At 74.6% G+C, this 21,351-nt stretch carries 16 protein-coding genes and 1 riboswitch; of the genes, 3 read left to right on the top strand and 13 right to left on the bottom strand.

From position 1 onward, the window contains the following. Nucleotides 1-62: 62 nt before the first annotated feature. From DQ240_RS01510 to DQ240_RS01475, 8 genes are all read right to left on the bottom strand, one after another. Nucleotides 63-746 (bottom strand): TetR/AcrR family transcriptional regulator, encoded by a 684-nt coding sequence (locus DQ240_RS01510; RefSeq protein WP_113837845.1) that lies wholly within the window; start codon nucleotides 744-746, stop codon nucleotides 63-65. A 60-nt stretch (nucleotides 747-806) separates the two neighbouring features. Further along, a complete protein-coding gene (locus DQ240_RS01505) occupies nucleotides 807-1,448 on the bottom strand; it encodes a methyltransferase (RefSeq protein ID WP_233498402.1) in 642 nt (213 codons plus the stop codon). A gap of 105 nt (nucleotides 1,449-1,553) precedes the next feature. Next, on the bottom strand, nucleotides 1,554-2,345 hold the full coding sequence (locus DQ240_RS01500; RefSeq protein WP_113837844.1) for a transglycosylase SLT domain-containing protein: 792 nt from the start codon (nucleotides 2,343-2,345) through the stop codon (nucleotides 1,554-1,556). 179 nt (nucleotides 2,346-2,524) lie between these two features. Continuing rightward, nucleotides 2,525-2,683: riboswitch (cyclic di-AMP (ydaO/yuaA leader) on the bottom strand. Between the two features lie 237 nt (nucleotides 2,684-2,920). After that, a complete protein-coding gene (locus tag DQ240_RS01495) occupies nucleotides 2,921-3,625 on the bottom strand; it encodes a hypothetical protein (RefSeq protein WP_113837843.1) in 705 nt (234 codons plus the stop codon). A 203-nt stretch (nucleotides 3,626-3,828) separates the two neighbouring features. Then, on the bottom strand, nucleotides 3,829-4,668 hold the full coding sequence (locus tag DQ240_RS01490; protein WP_113837842.1) for an acyl-CoA thioesterase II: 840 nt from the start codon (nucleotides 4,666-4,668) through the stop codon (nucleotides 3,829-3,831). Beyond that, the gene (locus DQ240_RS01485) at nucleotides 4,665-5,561 is read right to left on the bottom strand and encodes an enoyl-CoA hydratase (protein ID WP_113837841.1); all 897 of its coding nucleotides are present in this window, start codon (nucleotides 5,559-5,561) and stop codon (nucleotides 4,665-4,667) included. Before DQ240_RS01485 ends, DQ240_RS01490 begins: the two co-directional genes overlap by 4 nt. Nucleotides 5,562-5,706: 145 nt before the next feature. Further along, nucleotides 5,707-6,978, bottom strand: coding sequence for an amidohydrolase family protein (locus tag DQ240_RS01480; RefSeq protein ID WP_199588966.1), 1,272 nt, complete (start codon nucleotides 6,976-6,978; stop codon nucleotides 5,707-5,709). 216 nt (nucleotides 6,979-7,194) lie between these two features. Further along, nucleotides 7,195-8,472, bottom strand: coding sequence for an amidohydrolase family protein (locus tag DQ240_RS01475; RefSeq protein ID WP_199588965.1), 1,278 nt, complete (start codon nucleotides 8,470-8,472; stop codon nucleotides 7,195-7,197). 160 nt (nucleotides 8,473-8,632) lie between these two features. On the opposite strand from DQ240_RS01475, the gene DQ240_RS01470 reads away from it, so the two are divergent. From DQ240_RS01470 to DQ240_RS01460, 3 genes are all read left to right on the top strand, one after another. Next, on the top strand, nucleotides 8,633-9,277 hold the full coding sequence (locus DQ240_RS01470) for a TetR/AcrR family transcriptional regulator (RefSeq protein ID WP_158548478.1): 645 nt from the start codon (nucleotides 8,633-8,635) through the stop codon (nucleotides 9,275-9,277). A 71-nt stretch (nucleotides 9,278-9,348) separates the two neighbouring features. Then, nucleotides 9,349-10,455, top strand: coding sequence for an LLM class flavin-dependent oxidoreductase (locus DQ240_RS01465; RefSeq protein ID WP_113837838.1), 1,107 nt, complete (start codon nucleotides 9,349-9,351; stop codon nucleotides 10,453-10,455). Further along, nucleotides 10,452-11,084, top strand: coding sequence for an FMN reductase (locus tag DQ240_RS01460; RefSeq protein ID WP_113837837.1), 633 nt, complete (start codon nucleotides 10,452-10,454; stop codon nucleotides 11,082-11,084). The genes DQ240_RS01465 and DQ240_RS01460 overlap by 4 nt, the downstream gene beginning before the upstream one ends. Nucleotides 11,085-11,169: 85 nt before the next feature. Here DQ240_RS01460 and DQ240_RS01455 read toward each other — a convergent pair whose 3' ends face one another. From DQ240_RS01455 to DQ240_RS01435, 5 genes are all read right to left on the bottom strand, one after another. Continuing rightward, entirely contained in the window at nucleotides 11,170-12,744 is a 1,575-nt protein-coding gene (locus DQ240_RS01455; RefSeq protein WP_113837995.1) for an FMN-binding glutamate synthase family protein, read from the bottom strand. A gap of 131 nt (nucleotides 12,745-12,875) precedes the next feature. Next, complete coding sequence (locus tag DQ240_RS01450; RefSeq protein WP_113837836.1) at nucleotides 12,876-14,435, bottom strand: gluconokinase; 1,560 nt, start codon at nucleotides 14,433-14,435, stop codon at nucleotides 12,876-12,878. Between the two features lie 59 nt (nucleotides 14,436-14,494). Then, nucleotides 14,495-15,835: a nitrate/nitrite transporter gene (locus DQ240_RS01445; protein WP_233498401.1), complete on the bottom strand. Its 1,341-nt coding sequence runs from the start codon at nucleotides 15,833-15,835 to the stop codon at nucleotides 14,495-14,497. Between the two features lie 61 nt (nucleotides 15,836-15,896). Then, nucleotides 15,897-17,114 (bottom strand): DUF4185 domain-containing protein, encoded by a 1,218-nt coding sequence (locus DQ240_RS01440; RefSeq protein WP_147261919.1) that lies wholly within the window; start codon nucleotides 17,112-17,114, stop codon nucleotides 15,897-15,899. Nucleotides 17,115-17,131: 17 nt separating this feature from the next. Next, nucleotides 17,132-21,337: an alpha-(1->3)-arabinofuranosyltransferase gene (locus tag DQ240_RS01435; protein WP_158548476.1), complete on the bottom strand. Its 4,206-nt coding sequence runs from the start codon at nucleotides 21,335-21,337 to the stop codon at nucleotides 17,132-17,134. Between the last annotated feature and the right edge of the window lie 14 nt (nucleotides 21,338-21,351).

Raw genomic sequence — 21,351 nt, 5'->3', positions numbered from 1 at the left:
TCTCCGTTGGTGGTCCCTGGCGATGGTGCACCGTGCCGACGTCGTTGTCGACACGGTGTCGACTACTTCAACGACGTGTCGGCGGGAAGGTTGCGCGGCTCGTCGGGATCGGCGTCGGAGCCGTAGATGGTGCGCAGCCAGACGGTCAGCAGCACGTCGAGCAGGTCGTCGGCCGCCAGACCCGGACCGTGCCCGGACACCGAGACCTGGATGACCCGCTCGTTCATCCAGTTGAGGGCGACCGCGAGGTCCCGGGCCGGCGGCCCCGGCGGGGCGGCACCCCGTGCCCGCTCGGCCTCGATCGCGGCCGCCGTCTCGGCGACGAAGTCGTCCATGACGGCCGACCACAGTCCGCGGACCTCCGGGCTGGCCGCCAGCAGCTCGGTCGCCGCGGCGGTGAGCGCCCGGTGGTCGCGGAACGTGTCCCGCACCGTGACCAGGGCCGCCCGCCACGCGGCGCGGGCGCCGGCGGTCCCGGAGAGGGCCTCGGCCCGCGCGGCCCGCGCCTCGGCGACCACACGGTCGAGCAGCGCCAGGACGACGGCCTCCTTGGAGGCGAAGTAGAAGTAGAACGTCGACCGCGAGATGCCGGCGCCGCGGGCGAGGTCGTCGACCGAGATCTCGGCCAGCGGGCGCTCCTCCAGCAGCCGCTCGGCCGTGGCCAGCAGGGCGCGCTCCCGGTCGTCGCCCGAGGGCCGGCGGGGCCGCCTGCTCCGTCCGGCGCCGGGGTCCTCCGCGGTGCTCACGGTCGGGACGCTAGCGGGTGTCGAGGGAGTCGACACCTCGTCGAGCGGGCGCCTCCCCCGTCAGGGGAGCCGCCACACCGTCGTCCGGCGCAGGCCCGGCCCCTCGGTCTCCGGGATCTCGTACACGGCCGCCTCGTCCAGCCGGTCGTGCGGCAGGTAGGGCCGGCCCGGGTCGCCGAGGTACACCGCGCAGCCCGCGGCGCGTGCCCGGTCCAGGAACGGGAGCACCCGCTCGGTCATCTCCCGGTCGTAGCAGACGTCACCGGCCAGGACGACGTCCACCGGAGGCAGCGGGTGCCCGAGGACGTCGCCGAGCGCGCTGATGCCGTCGACCCCGTTGAGCCCGGCGTTGACCCCGATCGCCGTCCGGCTGTAGGGATCGACATCGCTGGCCAGGACCCGGGCGGCGCCGGCCAGCCGGGCGGCGATCGCCACCAGGCCGCTGCCGGCCCCCAGGTCGAGCACGACCCGGCCGGCGACGGTCTCGGGGTCGTCGAGCACGAACCGCGCCAGCGCCTGCCCGCCGGGCCACGCCGCCGACCAGAACGGCGGCGCGTCCCCCGCCCCGCCGGCCGACTCCATCGCCTCCCAGAGGGCGACGACGTCGTCGGCGACGTGCAGCCGGACCTCGGGGACCGAGGACGGCCGCTGGACGGAGGTGTGCGCCCGCACGAACCCCGCAGGCACGACAGAGGGGATCACCCGGTCATCGTGACGTGCTGGAACGGCCCCGCTGCCGGCCCCCTCGCAGGAGCCCGCGCCGAGCCCGCGCCGAGCCTGCGAGGCCTGGGGGGCGAGGGGGTCCTTCTAGTACCAGCCCGTGGACTGCGAGTGGGCCCAGGCGCCGCAGGGGCTGCCGTAGCGGTTGTTGATGTAGATCAGGCCGGCGTCGATCTGCCGGTAGCCGTCGCTGGTCTTCGCGATCCCGGTGCCCGCCCACGTGGAGTCGAGGAACTGCGGGATGCCGTAGGCGGTGCTGGTGGGGTTCTGCGCGTTGGGGTTCCAGCCGCTCTCCCGGCCCCAGAGGCGCTCGAGGCAGGAGAACTCCGACGCGCTGCCGACCTGGCTCAGCGCGTAGTCCTTGAAGGACCCGGAGCGAGCCGACCCCGACGACGAACTGCCGGACGACGCGGCCGGCGCCGGCGCGCTCGCCGCGGCCGCGGCGCGCGCCTCCGCCTCCGCCTCCGCGGCGGCCTGGGCCTCGGCGGCGGCCTGGGCCTCGGCGGCCGCACGAGCGGCGGCCTCGGCGGCGGCGGCCTCGGCCGCGCGGCGGTCGATCTCGGCCTGGTCGGCGGCGATCTGGGTCGCGGCGGCTCCCCAGGCCGCCTCGCCCCGCTCGGAGCGGGAGGCGGCGAGCTGGCCGAGCGGGCCCAGGTCGGGCGAGGTGGCGGCGGCGGGGGCGACGCCGTCGATGCCGAGCGCCTGGGCGACGCTCACCGACTCCGCGACGGGCGCGTCGGCGGCCGCGGAGGGCTCACCGGTGGCGAGGACGCTGACGAGGACACCGCCGGCGGCCGCGGCCGCGAGGAGCAGGCCGGGGCGCCGGGCGCCGCCGGGCGGGGTGCTGCGACGGGGACGGGCAGTACGGGACGAGGACATGCGGGAGGAACTCCGTGGGAGAGGGCGCACGCGCGCATCGCGCCCCGGGGGGCGCGCGTCGGCGGTGCGGAGGTCTTCGGGGGCGGGGCGGGCGCTCAGGCGGGCCGGACGAGCGAGGCGTCCAGCCGGCGGCAGCCGCGGGCCGCGGGAGCCCGGAGGCGGTGCATGCGGAGGTACTCCGTTTCTTCCGTGGCCGCCTACCGAGTTAGCTGACGGGTTCGGGAGGGAAGACGCCCTACCCGCGTCCGAGCAGGGCTCGGCGCGCGGGATTCACCCCAGGACTGCGGTGGGTCCCCGGCTCGCTCCGCTGACGCGGAACGACTCGGCGGCGTCCGGCCGAACTCCCCGGCTGGGGAGGAGACGACCGGCCGGACGGGAGCCACCGTAGGTCCGTTACCCGGCCGTGACAATGCCGTGGGCGAAATCCACAGCGTGACCGATCTCGCCCCGCCCGTCCCACGCGCCGCCGCGGAGGGGTCCGCGCTCACCCGGCGTGACCGCCGGCGACCCCCTCAGGAGGCGACGGGGCCGCGGCGCGCGCCGGACGGTGATCCCGAAGGGAGTGCGGCGAGCCTTCAGGGAGCGTCGCTGTGACGTTCCTCGCCCGGGAGTCCGGCGGTCACCACCTGCAGGGCGCAGCCGATCCGCTCGTGGAGCTCGGCGAGCGACTCCCGCGCGCGGTCGCGCTCGGCGCGCAGCTGCGCCGCCTCGGCCGCCAGAGCGGCGATCCGCTCGGCGGCCGCGGACTCGGCGGCCGCCCGTTCCCGGCGCTCGGCCGCCAGCCGCTGCTCGGCCTGGTCGCGGACGGCGACGGCCGCCACGCGCAGTTCCGCGACGTTGGCCAGCCGCGCCTCGGCCTCGGCGCGGGCCGCGTCGTGGATGCGCTGCGCCTCGGCCTCGGCGGCGGCGGTGATGGCGGCCGCGTGCCCGGCCGCGCGCACCAGCAGCTCCTGCGCCTGGTCGCCGCGCGCGTCCTCGTCGGCGCGCTCCTGGATCAGGCGGGCGAGCCGGCGGCGGACGTCGACCAGCTCGGCGGAGCAGACGGAGAACCGGCTGAACAGGTGCTCGCTCTCGCGGCGGGCGAGGTCGAGTTCGGCCTCGGCCCACGCCACGTAGTTGTCGACCTCGATCCGGTCGTAGCCGCGCAGCGCGCCGCGGAAGGACGGGGCCGTGCCGAGCAGCCCGTCGAGGGCCCCGGGCGCCCGCGGGCCGTCGGCGGGAGGAGCCGACGGTTCCCCGCCCGCGGCGGGTGGGACCAGGACCGAAGCGCGCACCGACATGGACGTTCCCTCCAGCTCCCCCTGCGCGGCGGACCCCCGTGCCGCGACGAGTGGAGGCTCCCCCACGGGAGACGGCACGGGCCCGTCCGCTGCATCACGGATCGGCCACGACGGAAGGTGTCCCACCGCCCGTGCCGGGGCGGTGACCGAGCGCTGTCCCGGGAGGTCGGGGACAGCGCCCGGTCAGCGGGCGCGGGCCGCGCTCAGAGGGCCCCGCCGGTCATGGGCCGGATCATCGACTCCTGCGTCGCCGTGGCGACCAGCCGGCCGTCCTCGGTGAACACCTCGCCGACGCCGAAGGCCCGGCCGCCGCCGGTGAACGTGCTGCGCAGCGAGTAGAGCAGCCACTCCCCCGCGGCGACGTCGTCGTGGAAGTACAGCGTGTGGCTGAGCACGCCGGTGGAGAGGGACCGGTGCGCCAGGCTGAGCCCGACGCCCTCGTGCGGGCGCATGGCCGCGCCCAGGAACGAGTTGGTGCTCGCCCAGGTCAGCAGCGCCTGCGAGACGTCGCGCTCGGTGCGGTCGGTGGCCCAGCGCGACCAGTACCGCAGCTCGGGCGGCCCGACCAGGGCCGGGTCGAAGACGTCGACGCCGTCCACGATGCGCTGCTCGTGGCCCTCGAGGTGGCTGTCCTGGGCGACGGCCGCGTCCGGACCGCCAATCGCCGGCGGCTCGCTGCCGTGCCGGATGACGTCGGCCTCGTCCGCACCGAGCAGCACCAGCGAGCGGGCCAGCTTCCGATCACCCTGGCTGACGGTGACGGTGACCGACGCCAGTGACCGGCCCTCGTGGAAGCGCTCGACCTCGAGGGTGACGGGCGTGTCGGCGCGGCCGGTGCGGGCGAAGTTCGAGGAGATCGAGGTGACCCGCTTGCCGCCGGCCTCGGCGGTGGCGGCGACGATCGCCTGGGCGATCATCTGCGCCCCGGGGACCACCGGGCCCTCGGTGGCCAGGCACTGACCCACGTACCGGCCGTCCCCGTCCTGCTGCAGCTGCAGGACCCGCAGGACGTCGTCCACCGTGGGGCGGACCGCCTCGCTCACGACTGCGTCCCGTGCCCGGTCGAGGCCTTCTCGGCCTGGATGGTGCCCTGGATGCCGTCCGCGGCGCGGGCGCCGGGGAAGCCGTCCTCGTTGACCGTCGACCAGTGGGCGTGGTTGAGCTCGTGCAGGGTGAAGCAGGCCTTGAGCGCGTTCTGGAAGCCCATGTTGTCCACGGACTGGTTGACCGACTCCTTGATGAGCAGTGCGGTCATGGTCGGCAGCGCGGCGATCCGGCGGGCCAGCGCCAGGGTGCCGTCGGCGAGCTGCTCGCGGGGGTGGGTCTTGCTGACCATGCCGAGGGCGTGCGCCTCGCGGGCGTCGATGGAGTCGCCGGTGAGGAGCAGCTCCTTGGTCTTGCGCGGGCCGAACTCCCACGGGTGGGCGAAGTACTCGACGCCGCACATGCCCAGCCGCTGGCCGACGACGTCGGAGAACTGGGTGTCCTCGGCGGCGACGATCAGGTCGCAGGCCCACATGAGCATCAGGCCGGCGGACATGACGTTGCCGTGCACCTCGGCGATGGTGATCTTGCGGAGGTCGCGCCAGCGGCGGGTGTTCTGGAAGTAGTAGTGCCACTCCTGCAGGAACAGCCGCTCCGGGCCCAGCCGGGTGCCGCCGTCGATCTTCACCGTCGGGTGCTGATCGGGGCCGGGCATCCACTCGACCATCGACTGCTTGGAGCCGGTGTCGTGCCCGGCGGAGAACATCGTCCCCTCGGCGCCGAGGATGATCACGCGGACCTGGTCGTCCATCTCCGCGGCGCGGAAGGCCTCGTCGAGCTCGACGAGCATGCCGCGGTTCTGCGCGTTGCGCTGCTTGGGCCGGTTCAGGTTGATCCGGACGATCGCCCCGTCGTCGTAGGACTCGGTGCTGATGAACTGGTACTCCGCCATGCGGAACGCGCCGCCTCTCCGCCCGGCGCCCGCGCCGGGGTCCGATCGGGTGGTTGTCGAAGGTGGTGCTGCGGACACGGCTGAGGCGCCGGCCGGACGGTCGATCTCGTCCGGCCGGCGCCTCAGGTCGTGTGCTCGTGTGGAACTAGGCGGCGATGGCCGTGTCGTCGGCGGCGAAGCCGAAGAGCTTGTTCAGGTTGCCACCCATGACCTTGGCCTTGTCCTCGTCGGAGAGGCCCTCGAGCTCGTTCATGTACTCGATCGGGTCGTGCAGGCCCTCGGGGTGGGGGTAGTCCGACCCGAAGACGACGTTGTCGACGCCCATGGCCTCGATGACGCCGAGCACGTCCTCCTCGAAGAACGGGTGCAGCATGATCGAGCGGCGCAGCGCGACGGTCGGGTCCTCGTCGAAGGCGCCCGGGTTGCGGCCGTAGACCTTCTCCATCGTGCCGAGGAGCGGCTTGAGCCAGGAGCTGCCGTTCTCCACCGGCATGAACCGGATGTCGGGGAACCGGGTGGCCAGGCCGTGGCCGACGATCGAGGCGACCGTGTCCTTGATGCCGCGGTACTCGGCGGACACCAGGGCGTGGAAGCCGGAGTTCTTGACGAACGGCAGGTGCTCGCCCTGGCGGCCCTCCCACTCGTTGAGGTAGCGGGTCTGGCCGTCGTCGGAGGAGTGCATGCCGACGACGATCCCGGCCTCCTGGACGCGCGCCCAGAACGGGTCGTACTCCGGGAGGGCGAACGACCGGCGGCGGCCGTTGTAGCCGGGGACGGGCGCCGGGCGGATCAGGATGGCCTTGGCACCGCGCTCGAGGACGTAGTCGAGCTCGGCGAGCGCCTTGTCCAGGACCGGCAGGGTGATGACCGGCGTCGGGAAGATCCGGTTCTCGTAGTTGAAGGTCCAGTGCTCGTGCATCCACTCGTTGAGCGCGTGCACCATCACGTGGGTCGCGTCCGGGTCGTCGGCCAGGCGCTCCTCCAGCAGCGACGCCAGGGTCGGCCACATGACGGCGCGGTCCAGGCCCAGCTCGTCGAGGACCGGGAGACGGTCGGCCGGGTTGAAGAACGCCGGCGGCGACTCGATGGTCTTCGGCGGCATGCCCTCGATCGTCTTGCGCTCTTCGTTGGTGACCTCGCCGAAGGCGGTCTTGTTGCTCAGCGGCTTGTGCTTCGAGGAGGGGTTCTTGGCGCGGAACTCCAGCTCCAGGGCCCCGGGAGGCGCGACCTTGTTGAAGGTCGGGTTCGGGATGTACTCGCTGATGACGTTGCGCAGCGCGATCTTCGTGCGGCCGTTGACCTGCACGTACTTGACCAGGCCCGCGTACTCCGCCGGCAGGTACTTCGTGAAGGCGTCGGTCGTCTCGTAGAAGTGGTTGTCGGCGTCGAACACCGGGAACGGCAGTCGTCGGGCCACGAGGCCTCTCCTCATTCGTTTGCGAACGCGCTCGGCGGCCGAGGGCCGGCCGGGATGCGCGCGGGAACAGCGGCGAGCCGAACGTAGCAGTGGGCTGAGTCACCTTCAAGACTCTGAATTCGATTCAACGACAAGTCTCGAAGTGTTCTGCGGCACAGTCGCGCCGCGTCCGCGCGAGCCGGCCGGGTCACGTCGTGCGACCCGGCCGGCGGGGCGTCAGGCGGCGGCCGGCAGGGCTCCGCTGTCGGCCGGGAAGCCGAGCAGCTGGTTGAGGTTGCCGCCCATGATCTTGGCCTGGTCCTCGACCGACAGGCTGTCGATCTCGTCGATGAAGCTCGTCGGGTCGTGCAGGCCCTCCGGGTGCGGGTAGTCCGACCCGAACACGACGTTGTCGGCCCCGATCGCCTCCACCACGCCGAGGATGTCCTCCTCGAAGAAGGGGTGGATCATGATCGCCCGCTTGAGCGCGACCAGCGGGTCCTCGTCGAAGGCGCCGGGGTTGCGCCCGTAGACCTTCTCCATCGTCGTCATCAGCGGCTTGAGCCACGCGCTGCCGTTCTCCACCGGCATGAACCGGATGTCGGGGAACCGGGTGGCCAGGCCGTGGCCCACGATCGAGGTGACCGTGTCCTTGATGCCGCGGTACTGGGCGCCGAGGATCTTGGAGAAGCCCGACGGCTTCTGGCCGAACGGCAGGAACTCCCCGACGTGGCCCTCCCACTCGTTGAGGTAGCGCTGCTGACCGTCGTCGGAGGAGTGCATCCCGACCAGCACACCGGCCTCCTGCACCCGGGCCCAGAACGGGTCGAACTCGGGCAGCGCGAACGACCGGCGCCGGCCGTTGTAGCCCGGGACGGGCGCCGGGCGGATCAGGATGGCCTTGGCACCGCGCTCGACCACGTACTCCAGCTCCGCGATCGCCTTGTCCACGATCGGCAACGTGATCACCGGCGTCGGGAAGATCCGGTCCTCGTAGTTGTACGTCCAGTGCTCGTGCATCCACTCGTTCAGCGCGTGCACCATCACGTGGGTCGCGTCCGGGTCGTCGGCCAGGCGCTCCTCCAGCAGGGACGCCAGCGTCGGCCACATGATCGCCCGGTCGATCTTCAGCTCGTCCAGCAGCGGGAGCCGGTCGGCCGGGTTGAAGAACGCCGGCGGCGACTCGATGTACTTCGGCGGCATCCCGGCGATCTTCTCGTCGCCGGCCCTCTTCTCCAGGAACTGCCCCGCACCGCCGACGGGCACGTGCTTGGACGACGGGTTCTTCGCGCGGAACTCGAGCTCCTGGGCGCCCGGCGGGGCCACCTTGTTGAAGGTCGGGTTCGGGATGTACTCGCTGATCGTGTTCTTCAGCGCGATCTTCGTGCGCCCGTTGATCTGCACGTACTTGACCAGCCCCGCGTACTCCGCCGGCAGGTACTTCGTGAAGGCGTCGGTCGTCTCGTACATGTGGTTGTCGGCGTCGAACACCGGGAAGTCGAGCCTTCTCGACACGGAGTTCCTCCTCGTCGTCAGCGCGGCGGCCAGTCGGGACACGTGGCGCCGGCCGGGCCGCCTCCGCGCCGGGGCGAACCGACCCTAGCCCGTGTCCTGAGTCACCTTCAACGTCCTGAACGACCCTCAGGTCCGCCGGGCGACTGGCAGACTCGGGACCGTGCCGTCCGCCTCCGGGTCCGTCCCCGCACCCCCCGACCCCGCAGCCGCGGCGCGCGAGCGCCGCCGGCTGGAGCGGCTGGAGAGCGGCCGCCGGGAGATCCTCGACGTGGCCGAGCGGCTCTTCGTGGAGAACGGGTACGACGGCACCAGCCTCGAGGCGATCGCGGCGGGCTGCGGCTTCTCCGTCGGCAGCATCTACAACTTCTTCACCAACAAGGACGCGCTGTACTCGGCCGCCCTCGAGCGGCACGCCACCTCCCTGGGCACGTCGTTCCGCGCCTCCGCCGAGCCCGCGGCCAGCGGCATCGACAAGGTCGTGGCGATGGCCCGCGCCGCCGTCCACGACCTCCGCGGCCACCCGCGGCACGCGCGGCTGACGGCGACGTCGCTGGGGGTGGACCTGGCCGGGAACGCGGACCGGACGTCGTTCCGGGCCGTCCTGGAGGCCTACGCCGAGGCCATCGCCCAGGGCCAGCGGGACGGCACCGTCCGGGAGGGCAGCCCCCGCCACCTCGCCCAGTACGTCGGCGGCCTGGTCCTCGCCCAGGCGCAGGTCGACCCGGAGATCACCGAGGCGGCCGACGGGATCCCCCTCGAGACGTTCCTCGACATCGTGCGCGGGGCCCTCGCCCCTCGCGCCTGACGGGAATGGGGTCGACCCCCGCCCGGTTGCACGGATCAGTAGTTGAGACTTCAACCGAAGAGGCGAGACCGATGCAGTTCGGCATCTTCACGGTCAGCGACATCACGACCGACCCCACGACCGGCCGCACCCCGAGCGAGGCCGAGCGCATCCAGGCGGTCCTGGCCATCGCGCGCAAGGCCGAAGAGGTCGGGCTCGACGTCTTCGCCCTCGGCGAGCACCACAACCCGCCGTTCTTCTCCTCCTCGCCGACGACGACGCTGGCCTACGTCGCCGCGCAGACGTCCACGCTGCAGCTGTCGACGGCGACCACGCTGATCACCACCAACGACCCGGTGAAGATCGCCGAGGACTACGCGATGCTGCAGCACCTGGCCGGTGGCCGGGTCGACCTCACCCTGGGCCGCGGCAACACCGGCCCGGTCTACCCGTGGTTCGGCCAGGACATCCGCGACGGCATCCCGTTGGCCGTGGAGAACTACGCGCTGCTGCGCCGGCTCTGGGACACCGAGGTCGTCGACTGGAAGGGCAAGTACCGCACCCCGCTCCAGGGCTTCACCTCGACGCCGCGCCCGCTGGACGGCGTCGCACCCTTCGTATGGCACGGTTCGATCCGCAGCCCGCAGATCGCCGAGCAGGCCGCGTACTACGGCGACGGCTTCTTCGCCAACCACATCTTCTGGCCGCCGGAGCACACGAAGCGGATGGTCGAGTTCTACCGCGGCCGCTTCGCCCACCACGGCCACGGCGACGCCGACCAGGCGATCGTGGGTCTCGGCGGGCAGGTGTTCATGCGGAAGAACAGCCAGGACGCCGTCGCGGAGTTCCGGCCGTACTTCGACGACGCCCCCGTCTACGGCCACGGCCCGTCGCTGGAGGAGTTCAGCCGGGAGACCCCGCTGACCGTCGGCAGCCCGCAGCAGGTCATCGAGCGGACGCTGGTCTTCCGCGACTACGTCGGTGACTACCAGCGGCAGCTGTTCCTCGTCGACCACGCCGGGCTGCCGCTGAAGACGGTGCTCGAGCAGCTCGACATCCTGGGCGAGGAGGTCGTCCCGGTCCTGCGCCGCGAGTTCGCCGCCCGGAAGCCGGCGCACGTGCCCGACGCCCCGACCCACGCCGCCCGCGTGGCCGCCCGCCGCGCCGCCACGCCGGCCCCGGAGGAGGTGCGCGCATGACCACCCGGACCCTCGCCGTCGTCAGCGCCGGCCTGAGCACGCCGTCGTCCACCCGGCTGCTGGCCGACCGGCTGACCACCGCGACCGTCGACGCCCTGCGGCAGCGGGGCGAGGACGCCACCGTCGAGCACGTCGAGCTGCGGGAGCACGCCCGCGGGCTGGCCGACCACCTGGTCACCGGCTTCCCGGCCGGAGAGCTGGAGGCCGCGCTCGACACCGTCGTCGGCGCCGACGGACTGATCGCCGTCACGCCCGTGTTCAGCGCCTCCTACAGCGGCCTGTTCAAGACGTTCTTCGACGTGCTGGACCCCGACGCCCTCAGCGGCCGGCCGGTGCTCATGGGTGCGACCGCCGGCACCGCCCGGCACTCCCTGGTGCTCGAGCACGCCATGCGGCCGCTGTTCGCGTACCTGCGTGCGGTCGTCGTCCCCACCGGGGTGTTCGCCGCGGCGGAGGACTGGGCCGACGGCGACGGCGGGGCGCTGCTCCCCCGCGTGCAGCGCGCGGCCGGCGAGCTGGCCGACCTGATCGCCGGCCTGGGGCGGGCGGGAGACGGCAGGGCCGCGCGGCCGGCGGACCCCTTCGCGGACTTCGTGCCGTTCGACCAGCTGCTGGGCGACCAGGCCTAGGGCCCAGGCATGGGAAGCGATCCCCGCGGATGCGACCGCCACGACGAGGGGATCGCTTCCCATGCCTCGCGCAACGGCGTGGGGACTAGCCGACGGCGTCCGGCGACGGCACGGCCGAGCCGCCCTGCGGGGCCTCGCCGCGCATGATCGCCGCGATCGCCGCCCGGTCGGCCGGCGACGGCAGCCCCCAGCCCGGCTCGTAGCCGTACACCCGGCCCAGCGGGGTCGACGACGTGCGGCCGTCGAGCAGCTCGACCGCGTCGGTGTCGATCAGGCCCGGGTGCTCGACCCCGCACGCCTCGGCGACCTTGAGCAGGTCGCGGCGCAGGGTGGCGACGTAGTTCGCCAGCCGCACCGACTTCAGCTGCGGGTCCAGGCCGCGGGCGAGCCAGGCGTTCTGGGTGGCGACGCCGGTCGGGCAGGTGTCGGTGTGGCACTTCTGCGCCTGGATGCAGCCGATGGCGAGCATCGCCTCGCGCGCGACGCTGACCATGTCGCAGCCCAGCGCGAAGGCGACGATCGCGTTGTCCGGCAGCCCCAGCTTGCCGCCGCCGACGAACGTGACCTGCTCGTGCAGGCCGGCGCGGGCGAAGGTCGAGTACACCCGGGCGAAGCCGAGCTGGAAGGGCAGCGAGACCGAGTCGGCGAAGACCATCGGCGCGGCGCCGGTGCCCCCCTCGCCGCCGTCGACGGTCACGAAGTCGACGCCGCGGCCGGTGGTGGCCATGAGCTCGGTGAGCTCGTCCCAGAACGCCATGTCGCCGACGGCGGACTTGATGCCGACCGGTAGCCCCGTCTCGGCGGCGAGCAGCTCCACCCAGTCGAGCAGGCTGTCCGGGTCGGAGAACTCCGCGTGCCGCGAGGGGCTGACGCAGGTCTCGCCCACCGGCACGCCCCGCGCCGCCGCGATCTCCGCCGACACCTTCGCCGCCGGCAGCACGCCGCCCAGACCGGGCTTGGCGCCCTGGCTGAGCTTGATCTCCAGGGCGCGCACCGGGGCTCCGGCGACCAGGTCGCGCAGCCGGTCGAGGTCGAACCGGCCGTGCTCGTCGCGGCAGCCGAAGTAGGCGGTGCCGATCTGGAAGACCAGCTCGCCGCCGTGCCGGTGGTGCACCGACAGCCCGCCCTCGCCGGTGTTCTGCAGGCACCCCGCGAGGGCGACACCGCGGTTGAGCGCCTCGATCGCCGAGCCCGACAGCGAGCCGAAGCTCATGCCGGAGACGTTGACGACGGAGCGGGGGCGGAAGGCGTGCCGTCTCCCCCGGGGTCCGCCGAGGACCTTGGCCGAGGGCAACGCCACGTCGTCGGCCGACGACGGGTGTGACGGCGGCACCGTGGCGCCGAACGTCTTGTGCTTGATGATCGGGTAGCCGGCGGTGTGCTCGAGGTCGTTGTCGGTGCCGAACCCGAAGTAGTTGTTCTCCCGCTTCGCCGAGGCGTAGACCCAGCGGCGCTGGTCGCGGGTGAACGGGCGCTCCTCCTCGTTGCCGGCGACCAGGTACTGCCGCAGCTCCGGGCCGATCCGCTCCAGCAGGTAGCGGGCGTGCCCGACCACCGGGTAGTTGCGCAGCACGGTGTGCTCCCGCTGCAGCAGGTCCCGGGCGGCGACGGCGGCGACCGCCCCGGCCCCGGCCACCGCGGCGCGGACGATCCCTCTCATGCCTCCACCCTGCCCCTCCCCCGGAGCGGCGGCGAGCGGAACGGCGGCCGGTCGGAGGAGCAGGCTGAGGACCAGCGCCGGCACGAAGCCGATCGTGCCGAGCAGGGTCTCCGTGACCGTCCCGGTCCGGCTCAGACGGGTCGTCCGGCGGGGCGGGACGGGGTGTCGTCGAGCGCGTCGAGCTCGGTGAGGACGTCGGTCAGGGCACCGGTGGAGCGCTCCACCAGCGGCCGCAGCCGGGCGTAGAGGGCCGCGTCGGCCGGATCGGGCTCCACCGGGTCCGAGACGTCGACCAGCGCCGTCGCCGCGTCCAGGTCCGGCAGCGCGCCGAGGGCGTGCCAGCCCAGCAGGCAGGCGCCGAGCGCGGTGCCCTCCGGCGAGTCGGCGACGCGCACCGGCAGGTCCAGGGCGGCGGCCAGGGTGCCCACCCACAGGGGCGAGGCGACGGCGCCGCCGGTCGCCCGCACCTCGCGGACGGGCAGCTGCGCGGCGGCGAAGGCGTCCCGCACCAGGGCCAGCTGCTGGCACACCCCCTCGACCGCGGACCGGACCAGGTGCGGCCGGCGGTGCTCGCGGCGGAGCCCGACGTAGGCCCCGCGCAGGCCGGAGCGCCACCAGGGGGCCCGCTCCCCCAGCAGGTAGGGCAGGCACAGCAGGCCGGCGCTGCCCGCGGGCACGCCGGCGGCCTCCTCGAGCAGGCGGGCGTCGAGCTCGTCGGCGGCCTCGCCCTCCGGCTCGGGACCGTCGGCGGCGGCGAGCGCCCGGGCCGCCCAGCGCACGACCGATCCGCCGTTGTTGACCGCGCCGCCCACCACCCAGGCGTCGTCGGTGAGCGCGTAGCAGAACAGCCGGTGAGCCGGGTCCACGACCGGCGCGGGGACGACGACCCGCAGCGCTCCGCTCGTGCCCAGCGACACCGCCGCGACGTCGGGGCGCACCGCGCCGACGCCGAGGTTCGCCAGCACGCCGTCGGACGCCCCGATCACCAGCGGCGTCCCCGGCGGCAGGCCCGTCGCCGCGGCGACCTCGGGACGCAGAGCGGGCAGCACCGCCGTCGTCGGCAGGACCTCGCCCAGCTGCCCGGGCCGGACCCCGGCGATGCCCAGCGCCTCGGCGTCCCAGTGACCCGCCCGCACGTCGTACAGCCCGGTGGCCGAGGCGCAGGAGCGGTCCACGCGGTGCCCGCCGCCGCACAGCGCCGCGACGAGCAGCTCCTTGACCCCGCCCCAGCGCGGCACCCGGTCGACGCGGTCGGGGTCCTGCGCCCGCTCCCAGGAGAGCTTGACGAGCGGGGACATCGGGTGGACGGGCGTCCCGGTGCGCTCGTGCAGGCCGGCCGCGCGCCCGTCGGCGACCAGCGCGGCGGCCCACCGGGCAGCGCGGTCGTCGGCCCAGGTCACCACCGGCCCGAGGGGGACGCCGTCCTCGCCCATGGGGACCAGGCCGTGCATGGCCGCGCTCAGGCTGACCGCGACGACCCGGTCACCGCGGTCGCGGGCCGCGCGGGCGATCCCGGCCAGCGCCTCGACCGCGGCTGCGGTCAACCGGCCGGCGTCCAGCTCGGCCCGGCCGGGCGCCGGCACCTGCAGCGGGTAGCCCACGCTGACCAGGTCCCGGACGCGCGCGTCGGTGCCGGCCGTCACGGCCTTGGTCGCCGTCGTGCCGGCATCGAGTCCGACCACCACGTCCACGCCGGCTCCTCCCGCCCTCCCGGTGATCATGGAGGTAGGGGCGCCGCGGCGCGACCGGGTCAGCGCCGGGGGGAGCTCCCGCGCAGCCGGGCGACCACCGCGACGTGCAGCGGGATCAGCACGACCCCGTCCTCGGCGAGCCGGGCGCGCAGCAGCCGGCGGTGGCGGAGGACCCCGACGGTGCCGATCGCCCAGAGCACGTACTGGACGGCGAACGCGGCCCGGAAGGCGTCGCGGTCGTAGGCGGTCGAGGCACCCGGGGTCAGCAGGTCCAGGACGGCGCCGATGGCCAGGATCGTCAGCAGGGAGGCGACGAACCCGCCGACGTTGACCACCCCGCTGGCGCTGCCCTGGCGCTCGGCCGGGTTGGTGGTCCGCGCGTAGTCGAACCCGATCATCGACCCGGGGCCGTTGGTGCCGAGCACCACCACGAGGACGACGAGCAGCGGCAGCGGGACCCGGCCGGGCCACAGCAGGACGACGGTCCAGACGACGACGGTGGCGACGAGGATGCCGAACACCAGCACCGAGCGGCGCAGCGGCCACCGGCCGCAGAGCCGGCCGAGCACCGGGCCGACGACCATGCCGACGAGCACCAGCAGCGTGAGCAGCGCCGCCGCCGTCCCCGGGGAGAGGCCCTCGGCCCGGGTGAGGAACGGGAACCCCCACAGCAGGGCGAAGACCGTGCCCGAGAACTGGGTGACCAGGTGGGTGTACAGGCCGATCCGGGTGCCCGACTCCCGCCAGGTGGCGACCAGCCCCTCCCGGACGGCGGCCAGGTCCGGGGGCGCGGGCCGGACGACTCCCGCGGGCGCGTCCCGCAGCGTCGCCAGGACCAGCACCGTCACCAGCACGCCCACCGCGGCGGCCCCGAGGAAGGTGTTCCGCCAGCCGGCGCCGTGCAGCAGCGCCACCAGCGGGGACGCGGCGATCACCTGACCGAGCTGGCCGAGGATGCCGGTCAGCTGGGTGATCACGGGGACGGTGCCGCCCGGGAACCAGGCGCCGATGATGCGGAGCACGCTGATGAAGGTCATCGCGTCGCCGGCCCCGACGAGGACGCGGGCGGCGATCGCGGTGGGCACGTCGGTCGCGACGGCGAGCAGCAGCTGGCCCGCGGCCATGGTCAGCCCGCCGGCGACGATCAGCCGCCGTGAGCCGAAGCGGTCCAGGGCGACGCCGACCGGGACCTGCATTCCGGCGTAGACCGCCAGCTGCAGGACCAGGAACAGCGAGACCGCCGACGCGCCGGCGGAGAACCGCTCCTGGGCCTCGGGCCCGGCCACGCCGAGGGAGGCCCGGTGGAACACCGCCATCACGTAGGAGGCGAGCGCCACCAGCCAGACGCCGTGGGCGCGCAGGGCGGGCGACCGGGTCACCCCCGGGAGGACGCTCCGCACGCCGCCGATCTTCCGCGCACGGGCGTGATGCTGCCCACCGGGGGCCGGCTCGGCGCGGGTCTCAGGCTCCGGCGGCGGGCCGGGGGATCTCGGAGAACAGCGGCCGGCCCAGCTGGGGTCGCGCCAGCAGGAGGTCGTAGTCGTCGACGTTGCGGGACACCGAGACCACCATCCGTCCGGGCGTGGTCGGGATCTCGGGGTGGGCCAGCGGCGTGTACTGGATGTACCCGGTGTCCTGCCCGGCCGGCGAGGGCAGGACCGGCTGGACCACGAACGGGCCGGTCGGCGAGTCCGACGTCCAGGTCGCCGCCTCGTCGGCGAGGTCGCCGCCGAGCTTGGAGTAGGCGACCCACGTGCCGTCCACCCGGTCCACGGAGAGGGTCTGCGCCACCCCCTCGGCCGCACCGATGACCGGCACGACACGGGAGCGGTCGGCCTGCCAGCTCCGACCGTCCCAGAACTGCATGGCGGTGGGGTCCGTCGGCCGGTCGGCCGGCAGCCGCGCCGCGTACACCTCGTGGCCGTAGGTGTACGCCTGCCCGGTGTTGCGGGAGCCGTAGACGTAGAGCCAGTCCCCGTCGAGCGCCGCGGCCGCGCCCCAGTGGATGGCCCCGAGGTTCGGGTCGTCGGGGGTCAGCTGGGCGGCCTCGGACAGCCGCGGCACGCCGTCGGCGCCGACGGTGTAGACCGCCACCGTCGTCCCGCGGACGATGAAGTCCCACATGCGGTCGCCGCGCTGCACCCGCGAGCAGTAGACGACGACGACGTCGGTGACGTCCGCGGCGGCCTCGGGCCCGGGATCGGTGCGCACCACGGACATCGGCCAGATCGACAGCTCGTTGGGGTCGCGCGGCAGCGCCGGCCCGTGTTCGGCGTTCACGACCTGGGACACGCAGGTGCCGGAGGTGACGAGCATGGAGTTGTCCACCATGCGCGGCATCTCCGGCTCCACCTCCGCCTCGCGGATGGTGTCACCCCACATCCAGAGGACGCGTCCGTCGCTGAGCATGGCGCTGGCCCCGACGTCCGCGGACTGCCAGTACGGCAGGTCCAGCTCCTCGAACGCCTCGTTGTAGTCGTCGGCGGTCAGGACCGCGCCGGGCTCGGGGTCCGGGCACGCCGGCTCCAGCCGCTCGGTGCCCACCGAGGCCCCCGGGGAGACCGGGAGCAGCGTGGCGGACGGCTCCCCCGCGACCGCGTCGGCCTCGGGGGCCTCCAGCCGCAGGCAACCGGTCAGCAGCAGCCCGACCAGGGGCAGGAGGACGAGGGGGCGGCGCACACGTCCATGGTGCCCGATCACGGGGCGCTGCCGGCGGCGCGCGGGACCGCGCCCCCGCCGGAGGTGCGCCTGCGCCACGGCTGCCCCGGCAGCACCGGCAGGACCCCGGCCACGACCGCGGTCAGCCCGAGCACCGCGGCCACCTGCCGCACGTCCTCGGTCGTCTCCGGACCGGCCAGCAGGAGCGCGCCGGCGACGAGCAGCCCGCCGACGGCGACCGTGCCGAGGACCGCCGACCGCCGGGCTCCGGCCAGCTGGGAGACCGCCCAGAACACGGCCAGCGCGGCCAGCGCGACTCCCCCGCCGACCAGGGCCGTGCCCAGCCCGGCGGCGGCGACGAGGGCGGCGCCGGCCAGCACGCCGGGCAGCCGTCCCGCCCGGCGGCGCGGGCCGATCCGCCCCGGCCGGCGCGTGGGCAGGGCGGTGAGGACGGCGAGCACGACCACGGCACCGGCACCGATGGCCAGCACCTCCCGGTACTCCGCCCCCGGCGGGAAGTCGAGCCGGACGGTCCCGGCCGGACCGGCCGGCAGGACGTAGCCCTGCTGCCACCCGTCGACGGTGACCGCCTCCAGCTCCTCGCCGTCCAGCTGCGCCGTCCAGCCGGGGTTGGGGTTCTCCGGGACGACGAGCAGCGTGGGCTCCTCGCGCGCGGCCACCTGGAGGGTGCGGTGCTCGGCGTCCCAGCGGGTGACCTCGGCGGGGGTGCGCACCCCCGCGGCCTCCTTGATCGCCCGCCCGAAGCGGCTGAGCGTGACCGTGTCGACGGCGATGGTGTCGGTGCTGCGCGCGACCACCCGGTGCTCGCCGGCGGGCAGCCGGAGGGCCGGGATCGCGTCGCACGGCTTGACGGTCACCGGTGTGCCGGCCAGCAGCTCGCCCACGGTGGTGCGGACCTCGGTGCCGATGATCGCGGCGTCCATCCGGACGGTCGGGCCGGTCCCGCAGGGCAGGAACACCGGCGTCGCCGGGTCGGTGACCGGGTTGGGGCCGCCGACCTCCAGCTCGCTGACGCCCACGCCGACCGTCTGCTCCCAGCGGGTCAGCGGGTCCAGCGACCGCACGTCGTCGGCCAGGTCGAAGGTGACGGTCAGCCGGTCGGTGACGACGGGCGCGAAGCGCGCGGTGCCGTCCGCGGCCAGGCGGACGGTGCGGGCCAGCCCGCCGCCGTCGTCGATCGTGACCGCGCCCGGGCGGGCGGCGACGACGCCGTCGGAGGTGACCACCCGCAGGGAGTCGACCGACCGGGGCCGGGGGAAGGTCAGGGTCAGGGAGGGGCGCCGGTCCTCGCCGGCCGCGATCCAGGTGGTCGTCGGGTCGCCGTCCAGCGCCGCCACGGCGCTGCCGCGCGGGTCGCCGACCGCCGAGCTGCTCGCCGTGACCGGGATCGTGCCGCGCAGCGAGGTCAGGAGCTCGTCGAGAGCCGCGCCCGGGCGGGCCACCCCGGTCGACCGGACGTCGTAGTCGGCCCACTCCTCGACCCAGAAGGTGCGGTCCATGAGCACCGGCTCCTCGGCGCCGGTGAGCAGCGCACCCGAGCACCGGGGGGCGCTCGAGGCGTCGACGACGCAGCCGGCGCGGCCGCGCTGGGCCTCGAAGGCGTAGACCGACACCGGGGACCCCGCGCGCGGCACCATGACCGAGCGCTGCACGTCCACGCCGGGGAGCCGGACGTTGGCCAGGGCCAGCGCCCGGGTGTCCGCGGCGCTCGTGGCCTCGATGGTGAGGCTGGAGGTGGGGCCGGACGGGAGCGGGAGGACCTGCTCGTCGCCGGTGTCGACGACCGGGACGACGGCCTCCCCCGCGTCGGTGATCAGGCGAAGCTCGGTGGGCCGGGGGACACCGGGCTCCTGCCCGAGCGCGACCACGACGGTGGAGGCCAGGACCTGCTGGTCGGTGGTGACCCGCCACCACGGCGCCTCGCCCGACTCGTCCCAGGGCGCCGGCCGCCAGGCCGTGGTGGGGTCGCCGTCGACGGCGGAGTAGGGCTGGCTGTCCAGGCGGGTGGCCACGAAGCCGCTCGGGTCCGACGCCGAACTCGACGCCGACGGCGCGGCGCCGATGTAGTGGACGACGCTCTCGGCGAGGGCGGCGTCGGGGACGACGTAGTCACGGACCGGGGTCTCCAGCCGGAGCGGGTCCTCCAGGCTGAGCGCTCCGGAGGTGGCGCCGTCGAGCCGGCCGAAGTTGCGCTCCCGGCGGACCAGCGCGTCGGTGACCATCGGCGTGCCGGTGGCCTGGGGGCTGCCGGCCATGAGCGTCGGTCGGCCGGTGATCAGGCCCCGCTCCTCGAGCGCCAGCACCGCCTCGGGGCCGCCGTGCACGGTCACGGCGTCGGCCAGCGGCGCGGTCGACGCGAGCGGCACGGTGTCGGCGACGCGGTAGACCTCGATGGCGGGGGCGGGCTCGTCCAGGCCCGCGTCGGACACCAGGCCCTCGGGCACGTCCTCGCTGGCGCCGACCGGGCCGAAGGTGGCCGCCAGGGCGATGCCCGGTGAGGTGGCCAGCGCCTGGCGGACGAGGATCGCCCGGGTCGAGCGGCCCTGCCCGGTGTCGAGGTCGTTGCGCAGCACCAGGTGGGAGATGCCGGCGCGGGCGAGGAACCGGGTCAGGCCCTCGGAGCCCTCGCCCATCGCCAGCCGCTCCTCGATGGCGTCGAGCACCCGGATGTGCCCCTCGGGGCTGAGCGGGATGGCGCTCCGGACGTCCCACGGCGAGTCGGCCAGCGGCTGGAGGACCTCGTCGTTGGGGTTGCCCCACTCGTAGGTGCCGAAGGAGGAACCCGGCACCAGCAGTGCGCGGCCGCTGTCCTGCTGGGCGGCGAGGTAGTCGGCCGTCTCCGCCCAGTACCCGGGGACCTCGGTGAAGCCGGTGGGCGGCGCCAGCCGGCCGGCCAGCGCCGGGGAGACGGTGGCGACCAGCGCGGCGACGACGGCGGCGAGGACGAGCCGGGAGCCTCCCCGGGCCAGCCGGGACCAGGCCGCCCGGGCGGGCGCGGGCCGGGCGGGGTGCCGTACCGGGGGGACCTGCCGGAGGCGGCGGGCGCGGAGCACGAGGACCCCGCCCAGGTGGGCCAGCCCGAGGACGAGGGGCAGCCGCACCACCGGCTCGAACTTGTGCACGTTGCGCAGCGGGGCCAGCGCGCCGTCGAGGGCGTCGTGCAGCGGGCCGGCCCACAGCCCGTCGACGGCGGCGAGGTGCCCGAGCGACACCAGGCCGACCCCGGCCAGCAGTCCCAGGACCAGCCAGCGGCGTTCGGGCAGGTCGCGGCGGCACAGCCCGGCGATCGCGGCCGCGGCGAGGACGACGGTGCCGGCGACGGGGAGCACGTGGTGGACCAGCGCCCATCCCGACGGCCAGGCGGGGCCGTACGGGTTGGCCATCTCGGCGATCCAGTGCGACGTGCCGCGCAGCACGCCCAGGACCTCGTTCGGGCCGGTCGTCGCCTGGGCGTTCTCGATGTAGTAGAGGAACGGCGGGCTGTAGCGGCCCAGCAGCAGCAGCGGTCCGGCCCACCAGGCGGTGGCCAGGCCGAGGGCGACCAGCCACCAGGCGACCAGCCGGCGGCGCAGCGGGCCGGCCGGGCGGGTGAGGAGGAAGAGCACGGCCAGTGGCAGGACCGCGGCCGTGGCGACCGCGTTGATCCCGCCGACGCAGAACACCGCCACGCCCGACAGCAGCGCGGCCCGTCGCACCTGCCCGGGCCGTGCACTCCCGTCCTGCGCCAGACCGGCCAGCGGGACGAGCACCCACGGCGCCAGGGCCATGGGGATCAGCTCGGACGAGGTCTGGCCGATCTCGGACACGATGCGCGGCGCCAGGGCGTAGGCCAGGCCGGCGAACAGCGCGGTGCCCGGTGTGCCGATCCGCAGCCGCCGCGCCAGGGCCACCACTCCGAGGAAGGCCACGCTCATGAGCCCGGCCCACCAGAGCCGCTGCACGATCCACATCGGCAGCCCGACCAGGTCGCCCAGGGCGAAGAACGGGCCCATGGGGAAGAAGTAGCCGTAGGCCTGGTTCTGCACCTGCCCGGCCGAGCCCAGCGGCTCCCACAGGGTCAGCGCCCGGCCCAGGAACCCGACCGGGTCGACGAGCAGGTCGATCTTGGTGTCGCCCAGGAGCCGCCCCGGTTGCTGCACCAGCGACAGGACGACGAACCCGAGGCAGACGACGGCGAGCCGGCCGCGCACGAGCAACTCGGCCGCGCGGGTTCTCAGAGGCACCCGCGGACGAGCCG

Source organism: Blastococcus sp. TF02A-26, assembly GCF_003319125.1.
Taxonomy (GTDB): domain Bacteria; phylum Actinomycetota; class Actinomycetes; order Mycobacteriales; family Geodermatophilaceae; genus Trujillonella.
Note: the sequence above shows the minus strand (reverse complement) of the source record. Positions and strands in the feature narration are given on the sequence as shown.

What these genes read in the sequence shown, in the direction of transcription:
- DQ240_RS01485 (WP_113837841.1), bottom strand. Translation starts at nt 5,561, where the DNA reads ATGGCGGAGTACCAGTTCATCAGCACCGAGTCCTACGACGACGGGGCG.
- DQ240_RS01455 (WP_113837995.1), bottom strand. Translation starts at nt 12,744, where the DNA reads ATGAGAGGGATCGTCCGCGCCGCGGTGGCCGGGGCCGGGGCGGTCGCC.
- DQ240_RS01495 (WP_113837843.1), bottom strand. Translation starts at nt 3,625, where the DNA reads ATGTCGGTGCGCGCTTCGGTCCTGGTCCCACCCGCCGCGGGCGGGGAA.
- DQ240_RS01460 (WP_113837837.1), top strand. Translation starts at nt 10,452, where the DNA reads ATGACCACCCGGACCCTCGCCGTCGTCAGCGCCGGCCTGAGCACGCCG.
- DQ240_RS01465 (WP_113837838.1), top strand. Translation starts at nt 9,349, where the DNA reads ATGCAGTTCGGCATCTTCACGGTCAGCGACATCACGACCGACCCCACG.
- DQ240_RS01500 (WP_113837844.1), bottom strand. Translation starts at nt 2,345, where the DNA reads ATGTCCTCGTCCCGTACTGCCCGTCCCCGTCGCAGCACCCCGCCCGGC.